We start from the raw sequence: 11929 nt of genomic DNA, 5'->3' as shown, positions 1-11929 counted from the left end.
TGGGTCGGGGAGGGGCATGGGGCGCGCGCCGCGGCACCGGGTCGGGCGACGGGACCGGCGGGCCGCGGGGCCGCGGGGCCGCAGGGCCGCAGGGCCGCGGGACGGCCCGGGAACGGCAGTGAAGCGCCGTCGGCGGTCCGTGAGACCCTAGAGGCCGCATCCGACCGCCGACGAAAGCCTGCATGTGACCGCCACGGACCGCTCCATCGAGCTCATCAACGCCGCCGCCCAGGCAGCAGCCGACCGGCTCGCGCACGACATCATCGCGTACGACGTCAGCGATGTGCTGTCGATCACCGACGCCTTCCTGCTCGCCTCGGCCCCCAACGACCGCCAGGTCAAGTCGATCGTCGACGAGATCGAGGAGCGGCTCCAGAAGGAGCTCGGCGCCAAGCCGGTGCGCCGTGAGGGCGACCGCGACGCCCGCTGGATCCTCCTCGACTACGTCGACATCGTCATCCACGTCCAGCACAGCGAGGAGCGCGTCTTCTACGCGCTGGAGCGCCTGTGGAAGGACTGCCCCGAGATCGCCCTCCCCGAGGACGCGGTCAAGACCCGCGGCAAGGCCGATGAGCACGCGCAGCTCAACGGCGGCACGGAAGGTGACCAGAGCTGAACGGCAGCAGCAGCGGCAGGGGCCGCAAGATCGTCCTGTGGCGGCACGGCCAGACCGCCTGGAACCTGGAGCGCCGCTTCCAGGGCACGACGGACATCGAGCTCACCGAGGAAGGCGTCGGGCAGGCCCGCCGGGCAGCCCGTCTGCTCGCCTCGCTGAAGCCGCACGCCATCGTCGCCTCCGACCTGCGGCGAGCGGCGGCCACGGCCGGCGAGCTCGCCGCCGTCACGGGCCTCGCCGTCTCCCACGACGCCGCGCTGCGCGAGACGTACGCGGGCGCCTGGCAGGGGCTGACGCACGAGGAGATCATCGAGCGGTTCGGTGAGCAGTACGCCGCGTGGAAGCGCGGCGAGCCGGTGCGCCGAGGCGGCGGTGAGCTGGAGACCGACGTCGCCGACCGGGCCGCTCCGGTCGTCCTGGGGCACGCCGAGAAGCTGCCCGCCGGTGGCACGCTCGTCGTGGTCAGCCACGGCGGCACGATCCGGACGACGATCGGCCGGCTGCTGGGCCTGGAGGCGCACCACTGGGAAGGGCTCGGCGGCCTGTCGAACTGCTGCTGGTCCGTCCTGGGGGAGGGCGCGCGCGGATGGCGTCTGCTGGAGCACAATGCCGGGACGCTTCCGGAGCCGGTGCTCGGCGACGACGCCTGAGGGCTGTCCCGACAGCCTTCCGATGCCTTCCGACCGGATTTCACTTTCCGGCAGGTCGCAGGCTAAAGTTCTTCTTGTTCGCAGCGCGGAAACGCGGGAAGAGCGCGAACAACGGGGCTATAGCTCAGTTGGTAGAGCGCCTGCATGGCATGCAGGAGGTCAGGAGTTCAATTCTCCTTAGCTCCACAATCAGGATCCCGTCCCCATCAGGGGGCGGGATCCTTTGCGTGCGGCGCCCGTTCTCCCGGTGGCGCCCGTTCTCCGGTACACAGCGGGTCCAGCAAGGCCGGACGGCGGCCGGGAGCGGATCTTCCCGGCCATCCGGCGGGCGGCGGACGGGAAGCGGGCTGTCGCTCTTGCGGGGCCATGGCAGAATCGGAGCGCCGGAGGGGCCGACGGACCGATCGGAAGGGAGCGCGATGCCTGCGAGTCGCGAACACGTTCCCGACCTGCCCCTCGCCGGCCCTCCGCTTCCCGAGTCCGTCACGTACGACGACCGATCCCGTCTCGACTGCCCGTCCTGCGGTTCGTCCTATGTGGCCCAGATGCTGGGCGACAACGGAGGGGTCTCCTACGTGTGCACGGCCTGCGGCCACAGCTGGAGCTGACTGATGGGTGCACACAGGCGTAAGTGCGACTGGTGCGGCAGTGGTACGCCCATCGTCAGGGACATGGATCCGGTCAACCCCGATTACCAGTACTGGTGCGAGGAATGCGCGCGGGCGCTGATCATAAAAGGCGACCCGATCGAGACGTACCGCGAGCTGGAGGGCGAGCCGATCTACGGGCGGCTCCTGGAGGAGCACTGCACCCTCAAGCGCTTCTACTCCTTCGCGACCGCCTGACCTCGACGAGCGGCCGGACGGGCGCACGGCGTCGCCCCGAAGGGGCGGTGGGCATTTCGGAAGTACCGGGCAAACCGGTGTGGAGCGGAAACGATTTGGTGAAGCACCCGGTGGACCGTGTAATGTTCTCGATGTCGCCAGGAGGACGCGGGCGGCAAACAGCAAGGGGCTATAGCTCAGTTGGTAGAGCGCCTGCATGGCATGCAGGAGGTCAGGAGTTCAATTCTCCTTAGCTCCACAGTCGAGAAGCGGACCATCCGATCGGATGGTCCGCTTCTCCGCGTGACGGCTCAGCCGCGGACCTCGGGGGCATCGGGGAGCATCCGGGCGGAGGAGATCCACGGAACCGGGACGCGGCATGCCGGGCGGTACGGGCGCGTGGTTGCCCCGATAGTCGATGTTACGCGGAGTAACATCCGGGGCGGAGCCCTCCGCGCGAGGCCCGCACCGGGTCCGGGGCCGCACGCGATGTCCACCCGCCGGTTACTCCCCGCTCCGGCCGGGAAGCGTGCGGTACCCTGACGCCATGCGTGCCGTAGGCCTTCTGCTTAGCGAGCCGCGCTGAACAGTCCCGACCGGTGAGGACGCCTGGTCGGAGTCAGCGCGGCGTCCCCTCCTGTGCGAGGGGATTTTTCGTTTCCGTAGACGTGTGTCCGTAGACGAGTGGACGTATGGGCGTGCGTTCGCAGACAGGGGTCCGTGGATTCGCGGACGTGGGTCCGTGGACGTGGGCGCCGGCAGATGACGATCGATGGAGCTTTGAGGATCATGAGCGAGACGAATTCCGCAGCCGAGACGGCCGCGCCGCACCGCTACACGGCGGCGATGGCAGCCGACATCGAGGCACGCTGGCAGGACTTCTGGGACGCGGAGGGGACGTACGAGGCGCCGAACCCGACCGGTGACCTGGCGGGCGACCCGGAGCTGGCAGCGAAGCCCAAAAAGTTCATCATGGACATGTTCCCGTACCCCTCGGGCGCGGGGCTGCACGTCGGGCACCCGCTCGGCTACATCGCGACCGACGTCTACGCCCGCCACCAGCGGATGACCGGCCACAACGTCCTGCACACCCTGGGCTTCGACGCCTTCGGGCTGCCCGCCGAGCAGTACGCGGTCCAGACGGGCACCCACCCGCGGACCTCCACCGAGTCCAACATGGAGAACATGAAGGTCCAGCTGCGCCGGCTGGGTCTGGGCCACGACAACCGCCGCTCGTTCGCGACGATCGAGGCCGAGTACTACAAGTGGACGCAGTGGATCTTCCTGCAGATCTTCAACTCCTGGTACGACACCGAGGCCGACCGGGCCCGGCCGGTCGCCGAGCTGGTCGAGCAGTTCGAGAGCGGTGAGCGCCCGACGCCCGACGGGCGCGAGTGGAACGCGCTGAGCGCCGCCGAACGCGCGGACGTGCTGGGCGAGTACCGCCTGGCGTACGCTTCCGACGCCCCGGTCAACTGGTCGCCCGGCCTGGGCACCGTCCTGGCCAACGAGGAGGTCACCGCGGACGGCCGCTCCGAGCGCGGCAACTTCCCGGTCTTCAAGGCCAAGCTGCGCCAGTGGAACATGCGCATCACGGCCTACGCCGACCGGCTGCTGAACGACCTGGACGGGCTGGACTGGCCCGAGGCCATCAAGCTCCAGCAGCGCAACTGGATCGGCCGCTCCGAGGGCGCCCGGGTCGAGTTCCCGGTCGACACCGCGGTTGGCATCACCGTCTTCACCACCCGCCAGGACACGCTGTTCGGCGCGACCTACATGGTGCTGGCCCCCGAGCACGAGATGGTCGAACGGATCATTCCGGCCGCCTGGCCCGAGGGCACGCACCCCGTGTGGACCGGCGGCCATCCGAGCCCGGCCGAGGCCGTCACCGCCTACCGCAAGCAGGCCGCCGCCAAGTCGGACGTCGAGCGGCAGGCCGAGGCCAAGGACAAGACGGGCGTCTTCACCGGCGCGTACGCGACGAACCCCGTCAGCGGCGAGAAGGTCCCCGTCTTCATCGCGGACTACGTCCTGATGGGCTACGGCACCGGCGCGATCATGGCCGTCCCGGCGCACGACGCCCGCGACTTCGCCTTCGCCCGCGCCTTCGAGCTGCCCATGCGCTGCGTCGTCCAGCCGTCGGACGACCGCGGAACCGATCCCTCCACGTGGGACGACGCCTTCAGCTCGTACGACGCGACGCTGGTCAACTCGTCGAACGACGAGATCTCACTGGACGGCCTGGGCGTCGTCGAGGCCAAGGCCAGGATCACCGAGTGGCTGACGCGGCACGGCGTCGGTGAGGGCACCGTCAACTTCCGCCTGCGCGACTGGCTGTTCAGCCGGCAGCGCTACTGGGGCGAGCCCTTCCCGATCGTGTACGACGAGGAGGGCATCGCCCACCCGCTGCCCGAGTCGATGCTGCCGCTGGAGCTGCCGGAGGTCGAGGACTACTCGCCGCGCACTTTCGACCCCGAGGACGCGAGCGCCCAGCCCGAGACCCCGCTGTCGCGCAACGCCGACTGGGTCAACGTCACACTCGACCTGGGCGACGGCCCGAAGAAGTACCGCCGCGAGACCAACACCATGCCCAACTGGGCCGGTTCCTGCTGGTACGAGCTGCGCTACCTGGACCCGAACAACGACCGGCAGCTGGTCGACCCGCAGATCGAGCAGTACTGGATGGGCCCGCGCGAGGGACAGCCCACCGGCGGTGTCGACCTGTACGTCGGCGGCGCGGAGCACGCCGTGCTGCACCTGCTGTACGCGCGCTTCTGGTCGAAGGTGCTGCACGACCTGGGCCACATCTCGTCGGCCGAACCGTTCCACAAGCTGTACAACCAGGGCATGATCCAGGCGTTCGTCTACCGCGACAGCCGCGGTATCGCCGTTCCGGCCGCCGAGGTTGAGGAGCGCGACGGCGCTTTCCACCACGACGGCGAGAAGGTCAGCCGCGTCCTGGGCAAGATGGGCAAGTCCCTGAAGAACGCGGTCACGCCGGACGAGATCTGCGCCGAGTACGGCGCGGACACCCTGCGCCTGTACGAGATGGCGATGGGCCCTCTGGACGTGTCCCGCCCGTGGGACACCCGGGCCGTCGTCGGCCAGTACCGGCTGCTGCAGCGCCTGTGGCGCAACGTGATCGACGAGGAGACCGGCGAGGTCACGGTCGTCGACGCCGAGCCCGGCGAGGACACGCTGCGCGCCCTGCACAAGGCCATCGACGGGGTCGGACAGGACCTGGCGGGGATGCGGTTCAACACCGCCATCGCCAAGATCACCGAGCTGAACAACCACCTGACGAAGGCGGGTGGCCCGCTGCCCCGTTCGGTGGCCGAGCCGCTGGTGCTGCTGATCGCCCCGCTGGCCCCGCACGTGGCGGAGGAGCTGTGGCGGCGGCTGGGCCACGGCGATTCGGTCGTCCACCAGGACTTCCCGGTGGCCGATCCGGCGTACGTCGTCGACGAGACCGTCACCTGCGTCGTCCAGATCAAGGGCAAGGTCCGCGCCCGACTGGAGATCTCCCCGTCCATCACGGACGAGGAGCTGGAGGCGCTGGCGCTGGCCGACGAGGCGGTCGTCGCGGCTCTGGGCGGGGCCGGCATCCGCAAGGTGATCGTGCGCGCGCCGAAGCTGGTCAACATCGTCCCCGCGTGACGGCCGGCAGACGCTCCTCACGGTGATGGCCCGCTGTCAGGGCCATCACCTACGGGCGGATCGAGGGTTCGGATACGGGCAGGTCTTGAGGTTCCGCAGGAACCCTCGACCTGCCCGTTCCGTTTACGGTGGAGGGGGCGACCGCCACCGGCAGCCGCAGACAGAGACCGAGGGGCCCTTGATGGAAGCCGTGATCACGATCCTGGCGCTGATCTTCCTCGCGTTCGTCGCGCTGGGTGTGTACGCCACGGTGAAGGCCGTCGGCGCGGCCAAGCGCGGTGTGGACCGTACGATCACGCAGGCCCGGCGCACCGTGGAGGACACCACGCTCCGGGCCAAGAGCTACGGTCAGCCCGGGGTGGCGGGGGAGTTGGCACAGCTCCGCCTGTCCCTGCGGACGTCGATGCGGGCCACCCAGGAAGCGCTGCACGCCGGTGTGGCGGAGGACGCGTCGCTCTCGGAGTCCCTGGCGCTGTTCCGGCGGCTGAGCGCCCACGGGCTGCAACTCGACGACGAGCTGAAGCAACTGGAGCGCGAGCCGGACCGGGCGACGATCGCCTCGCTGCTGCCGCAGCTGAAGGAGCGCACGCAGCAGATCACTCACTCGGCGGAATCACTGCGCTGGGCGGCGCGCGACCGGGCACGGCAGTTCGCCGACGACGATCTGGACGCGCTGAACGCACAGATCGACATCGAGGCGGGCGCGCTGCGGCACTGGACCCAGGAGGATCAGCCGCAGGTCCCCGGTGCCCCGGCCAACCCTCCGGGCCCCGGTGCAGGGACGCCGCCGGGCCACGACAGCGGGGTGGACTGGCCCGAACCGGCACCCGGCGAGGGAAAGAGCGACACGGCGGAGGGACCCTGGACGGAACAGGCCGACGGGCCCCGGCCAGGGCAAGCCGACGGGCCACGGCCAGGGCAGGCGGACGACAAGGGGCCGCAGGCGATCTCCGCGCCGGACCCGCGCCTGCACACCGGCTATCCGTGGCAGAAGTCCACTCGGCCGGAGACCACCAACTGACTGCGGGTCGGTGCTGAACCGGCGCTTGCGGGCGGAACGCGCGGTGCTCGCGGGGTGACCGGACGCCTTCCTAAGCGGCTGTGGATGATCAGAGGCACCGGCCCGGGCTGCCGCCTCATCGCCTCGACGGGTAACCTCCGGCTCATGCCCAGCCATGTCGCTATCGTCACCGATTCAACGGCCTACCTGCCGCGCCAGACGATGGAACGGCACGGCATCACCGCGGTGCCGCTGACCGTCGTCCTGGGCGATCGGGCCCTGGAGGAGGGGACGGAGATCTCCGCCCGCTCGCTGGCACTGGCTCTGCGGAAACGCCACTCCGTGACCACCTCCCGCCCCAGCCCGGCCGTCTTCGCCGAGACCTACCGGATCGCTGCCGAGGCCGGGGCCGACGCGGTGGTGTCGCTGCATCTCTCGTCGGAGTTCTCGGGTACGTATGACGCCGCACTCCTCGCGGCGAAGGACGCCCCTGTTCCGGTACGGGTGGTCGACACCGGCATGGTCGCCATGGCCCTGGGATTCTGCGCACTGGCCGCCGCCGAGACGGCCGAAGCGGGCGGCACCGTGGACGACGCGGTGGCGGCGGCGGAGAAGCGGGCCGCCGGAACCTCCGCGTACTTCTACGTCGACACGCTGGACTACCTCCGTCGCGGCGGCCGTATCGGTACGGCGCAGGCGCTGCTGGGCTCCGCGCTCGCGGTGAAGCCGATCCTGCAACTGGACGGCGGCCGGATCGAGATGCTGGAGAAGGTGCGCACCGCCTCGAAGGCCATCGCCCGCCTGGAGGAGATCGTCGCCGAGAAGGCGGGCGGGACGTCCGTGGACATCGCCGTCCACCACCTGGCCGCGCCCGACCGCGCGGAGAGGCTGGCCGAGCGGCTGCGCGAACGGGTGCCGGGGCTGGTCGACCTCCATGTCAGCGAGGTCGGCGCGGTGATCGGGGCGCACACCGGGCCGGGGCTGCTCGGCGCGGTGGTCTCGCCGCGCTGACGGTCCCGGGACCGGCGGCCCCGCATCTGGCACATCCGCTCGCGCCGCCGGGCTGGACTGCCTTCCCGGGAAGCCGGGCCCGGCGCGGATTCTCTCCGCGGCCCTGTCCGGCGGCCTTCCTTCGCGGCCGTGTCCGGCGGCCGAGATCCCACTCCTGCGGGTGGTCGAGTTGTCCACAACCGGCAGCCTGTCCACAGAAATCCGAGCTGCTCAGCGAGGTTCGGCCGGTGTGCCTAACGTCGTGAGGCATGGCCCTTCGACCTCTCCGGGTTCCGATGCCCGATCCGTACGCCGTCCCGCCGACCGCCCGGCCGTTCGCCGAGCCTTCCGCCGTTCCGCATCGCACGTCCGACGCGTCGCCCGCCTCCACGGAAGGCGTGTCGACCGTCGGTGCGAGGCACGGCCCCGGCGTCCGCCCGAGCGGTGCCGCAGGTGTCCGTCCCGGCAGCCGGTCCAGCATCGCCCGCCACGGCCGCCGGTGCTCTCCGCGCCGGTGCTCTCCGCGCCGCCGGGGCGCGGTCGCGGAGGCCGCCGCCCGGCAGCGGGCGGACGCGCTCATGGCGGTCGGATCCGAGGCCGGCACGGCGGCGGACGCGCGGCCCGGGGGCGATCCGGCTCCGGCGTCAGGGCCTTGTCCGGACTCAGCCGCGGGACCGGATCCGCGCGGGAGCACGGCCCCTGCGCCGGGGAGCGGCGGGCCGGCTGGGCAGCGCGCCGTCCTGCGTGCGCGGCTCGCGGCGGACGCCGTCTGCGAGCGGCTGCCGTTGTGGGTCCGGCTCCGGTGCGGGCTCGCGCCGCGAACGCTCGCGGCCCTGTCCCTCGTGCTGCTCGTCGGCGTGGGGCTCGCCGCGTTCCACTTCTGGTCCGGGAGCCCGCAGGCGGTCCGGGCGCCCGAGCCGGTGCGGGACGCCGCTGCGGCGTCGGCGTCGGAGCCGCTGCGGCTCGGCGGCCAGGAACCGGCGCCTCGGTCTGCGGCGGGGCCGACTGCGGATGGGCAGGTCGTCGTCGTGGACGTGAGCGGGAAGGTACGGAGGCCGGGCGTCCACCGGCTTCCCCACGGGGCGCGGGTGGCGGACGCGCTGCGGGCGTCCGGCGGCGTCCGGGCCGGGACGGATCTGAGCGGGCTCAACCGGGCGCGGGTCCTGGTGGACGGTGAACAGATCGTGGTGGGGCTTCCTCTCGCCCCGACACTGGCGGGGGCCGGTACGGGCGGAGTGCCGACGGGCGGGACGGCGGGGCGGCTCGGCCCGGCCACCCCACTGAGCCTGAGCGGGTCGACCAAGGAGCAACTGGAGACGCTGCCGGGGGTCGGGCCGGTGCTCGCGCAGCACATCATCGACCACCGGACCGAGCGCGGGGGCTTCCGGTCCGTCGACGAGCTTCGACAGGTCGACGGGATCGGCGACCGACGGTTCGCCGACCTTCAGCCGCTGGTCCGGCCGTGAACGGCCCGCAAATGTTACGGGTGGCGGGTGCGGAGGCCCTGCGCGGCGACGGCAGGGAGGCCGGTGGCGCGTCGCGAGCCGGCGGAACGGCGGGCGCGGGCTGCACGGCGGGCGCGGGCGGCCCGCCCACGGAGGCGGCCATGGACCTGCGCCTGGTCCCGCCTGCCGTGGCCGTCTGGGCCGCGGCGGCCATCGCCCCCGGACTGCCGGGGCGGTGGGTGGCGGGCGTGGCCGTGGGATGTGCCGTGCTGGCCCTCGTGCTCCTGGCCGCCGGATACGGGGCGGGAAGCGCCGGGACCCGGCGCACCGCCGCCGGGATGGCGGGGGCTCTGCTGCTCTGCGCTGCGGCGGGAGCCGCGACGGCCGGACTGCACAGCGCCGACGTACGCCGGGGCCCGGTCCCGGAGCTGGCCGGGGACTACGCACGGGTGGAGGCGGAGGTGCGGGTCACGTCGGACCCTCGGCCGGTCCGCCCGGGGGTCCGTGGGAGCCGCAGCACGCCGGCCGGCCTGCTGCTCGACGCCGACGTCACGGAAGTCACCGGTCCCGGCGGCCTCGGCACCCGGGTGCGCACACCGGTCCTGCTCATGGTGTCGCCCGGCGACGAACACGCCCGCTGGCAGCGGCTCCTGCCGTCCACCCGGCTGAGGGTCGGCGGTCGCCTCTCGCCTCCCGCGCACGAGGGAGACCCGCTCGCCGCCGTGCTGCGGGTCGACGGCGAAGGTCCGCCGGACGTCATCGGGGCTCCGACCTCGGTGCAGCGTGCGGCCGGTGAGCTGCGCGCCGGGCTGCGGGAGGCCACGGACGGCCTGGACGCCGACACGCAGGCCCTGTTGCCGGGACTGGTGGTCGGCGACACCTCCAGGGTTCCGCCCGAACTGCACGACGCCTTCAGGGCCACCGACCTGACCCATCTGCTGGCGGTGTCCGGTGCCAACCTCTCGATCCTTCTCTTCCTTCTCGTCGGCCCGCCGGGATCGGCGCTGAGCAGCGAACGGCGAGGACTGGCACCCCGCTTCGGCATCTCGCTGCGGACGACGGCGCTGATCGGCGGCGGCCTGACGCTCGCGTTCGTCGTCGTCTGCCGCCCGGAGCCGAGCGTCCTGCGCGCGGCGGCCTGCGGACTGATCACCCTCCTCGCCATCGGAACGGGACGACGCCGATCACTGATCCCCGCGCTCGCCGGGGCCGTGGTGCTGCTGGTGCTGTACGACCCCTGGCTCGCCCGGAGTTACGGGTTCCTGCTGTCGGTGCTCGCCACCGGAGCCCTGCTGACCCTCGCGCCCCGGTGGAGCGCCGCGTTGCGGAGGCGGCGGGTCCCGGCCCGGCTCGCCGAGGTGCTGGCAGCGGCAGCGGCGGCGCAGGCGGTCTGCGCCCCGATCGTCGTGGTGCTGGCCTCACGCGTCAGCCTCGTGGCGATCCCCTGCAACCTGCTGGCGGAGTTCGCCGTGGCGCCCGCGACAGTACTCGGCTTCGCGGCGCTCGCCACCGCGCCGATCGCCCTTCCGGTGGCCGAAGTCCTCGCCCGGGTGGCGGGCTGGCCGGTGGGGTGGATCGCCACCGTCGCCCGAACCGGAGCCGGTCTTCCCGGCGCGGAGGCGCAATGGCCGAGTGGCGCGCCCGGCGCTGCTCTCCTCGCGGGCCTCACCCTCCTCGCCGTCCTCCTCGCCCCGCGCCTGACCCGTCACCCCTGGGTGTGCTCGGCCGCCGCGCTGCTGCTGGTGCTGGCGGTGCTGCGGCCGGTGCCGCTGACCCGGATCATGACCGGATGGCCGCCGCCGGGCTGGGCGTTCGCGCTCTGTGACGTCGGGCAGGGAGACGCGATGGTGCTCGCGGCCGGAGAGGACACCGGTGTGGTCGTCGACGCCGGGCCCGATCCGCGTGCCGTCGACCGGTGCCTGCGCGATCTGGGCGTCACACGGGTCCCGCTCGTGGTCCTCACCCACTTCCACGCCGACCATGTGCGCGGACTGCCCGGAGTGCTGCGGGGCAGGGCGGTCGGGGCGATCCAGACGACGAGCCTGGACGCCCCGCCCGAACAGGCCGCGTTCGTACGGCGGACGGCGTCGGAGGCGGGGGTCGCGACCGTGCGGGCCGTGTCCGGGGAGCTGCGGCGGGCGGGCCCGCTCGCGTGGCGGATCCTCTGGCCGGGTCAAGGACCTGGAGCACTTGGAGGACCTGGGCGCCCTGGAGGCCCGGGAAGTCTTGGAGGCTCTGGCGGGCGTGGGGGACTCGGTGGGCCTGGGGGACTCGCCGGGCCGGGTGGTGTCGGACCTCCCGGAAGCCGCCTCGCGGGAGCGGGAGCGGGGGCCGTGGGGGCGGTGGGGGAGCCGAACGACTCCAGCGTGACGCTGCACGTGCGGGCGGCCGGAGGGCTGACGCTTCTGCTCCTGGGCGACCTCGAACCGCCGGCGCAGCGGGAGTTGCTGCGGAGCCACCCGGTCCTGCCCCGGGTGGACGTCCTCAAGGTGGCCCACCACGGCTCGGCCTTCCAGCACCCGGGCCTGCTGCACAGCGCACGGCCGAGGCTGGCTCTCATCTCCTGCGGCGCGGACAATCCCTACGGCCATCCGTCGGCCCGTACGGTCGACGCGCTCAGGGCCTCCGGCGCGCGGGTGCTGCGGACGGACACCGATGGCGCCGTCGCGGTGTCCGGGGCCGGAGAGGGGGTGCGAACGGTAACCCGCCGCTCCTGACCGGAGCACCCCTCCCGACCGGAGCACCCC

9 protein-coding genes and 2 tRNA genes are annotated in these 11929 nt (G+C 72.4%); all 11 read left to right on the top strand.

What is annotated here, in order from left to right:
* The first annotated feature begins 184 nt into the window (after positions 1 to 184).
* Positions 185 to 616 (top strand): ribosome silencing factor, encoded by a 432-nt coding sequence (gene rsfS / locus EES43_RS08730; RefSeq protein WP_124268201.1) that lies wholly within the window; start codon positions 185 to 187, stop codon positions 614 to 616.
* The gene (locus EES43_RS08725; RefSeq protein ID WP_124268200.1) at positions 613 to 1266 is read left to right on the top strand and encodes a histidine phosphatase family protein; all 654 of its coding nucleotides are present in this window, start codon (positions 613 to 615) and stop codon (positions 1264 to 1266) included. Before rsfS ends, EES43_RS08725 begins: the two co-directional genes overlap by 4 nt.
* A gap of 113 nt (positions 1267 to 1379) precedes the next feature.
* Positions 1380 to 1452 (top strand) — tRNA-Ala (locus EES43_RS08720).
* Positions 1453 to 1685: 233 nt separating this feature from the next.
* Positions 1686 to 1874, top strand: a complete 189-nt coding sequence (locus EES43_RS08715; RefSeq protein ID WP_124268199.1) for a hypothetical protein — start codon at positions 1686 to 1688, stop codon at positions 1872 to 1874.
* Positions 1875 to 1877: 3 nt separating this feature from the next.
* A complete protein-coding gene (locus EES43_RS08710) occupies positions 1878 to 2111 on the top strand; it encodes a hypothetical protein (protein WP_124268198.1) in 234 nt (77 codons plus the stop codon).
* Positions 2112 to 2276: 165 nt separating this feature from the next.
* Positions 2277 to 2349 (top strand) — tRNA-Ala (locus EES43_RS08705).
* Positions 2350 to 2879: 530 nt separating this feature from the next.
* On the top strand, positions 2880 to 5747 hold the full coding sequence (gene leuS, locus EES43_RS08695; RefSeq protein WP_124268196.1) for a leucine--tRNA ligase: 2868 nt from the start codon (positions 2880 to 2882) through the stop codon (positions 5745 to 5747).
* 181 nt (positions 5748 to 5928) lie between these two features.
* Positions 5929 to 6768, top strand: a complete 840-nt coding sequence (locus EES43_RS08690) for a hypothetical protein (protein ID WP_124268195.1) — start codon at positions 5929 to 5931, stop codon at positions 6766 to 6768.
* A gap of 144 nt (positions 6769 to 6912) precedes the next feature.
* The gene (locus EES43_RS08685; RefSeq protein WP_124268194.1) at positions 6913 to 7758 is read left to right on the top strand and encodes a DegV family protein; all 846 of its coding nucleotides are present in this window, start codon (positions 6913 to 6915) and stop codon (positions 7756 to 7758) included.
* A 557-nt stretch (positions 7759 to 8315) separates the two neighbouring features.
* The gene (locus tag EES43_RS08680; protein ID WP_241192352.1) at positions 8316 to 9203 is read left to right on the top strand and encodes a ComEA family DNA-binding protein; all 888 of its coding nucleotides are present in this window, start codon (positions 8316 to 8318) and stop codon (positions 9201 to 9203) included.
* Between the two features lie 140 nt (positions 9204 to 9343).
* Positions 9344 to 11899 carry a ComEC/Rec2 family competence protein gene (locus EES43_RS08675; protein WP_124271855.1) on the top strand — a complete coding sequence of 852 codons (2556 nt, stop codon included), beginning with the start codon at positions 9344 to 9346 and terminating at the stop codon, positions 11897 to 11899.
* Positions 11900 to 11929 lie beyond the last annotated feature (30 nt).

It is taken from the genome of Streptomyces sp. ADI96-02, from assembly GCF_003846185.1.
Taxonomy (GTDB): domain Bacteria; phylum Actinomycetota; class Actinomycetes; order Streptomycetales; family Streptomycetaceae; genus Streptomyces.
Note: the sequence above shows the minus strand (reverse complement) of the source record. Positions and strands in the feature narration are given on the sequence as shown.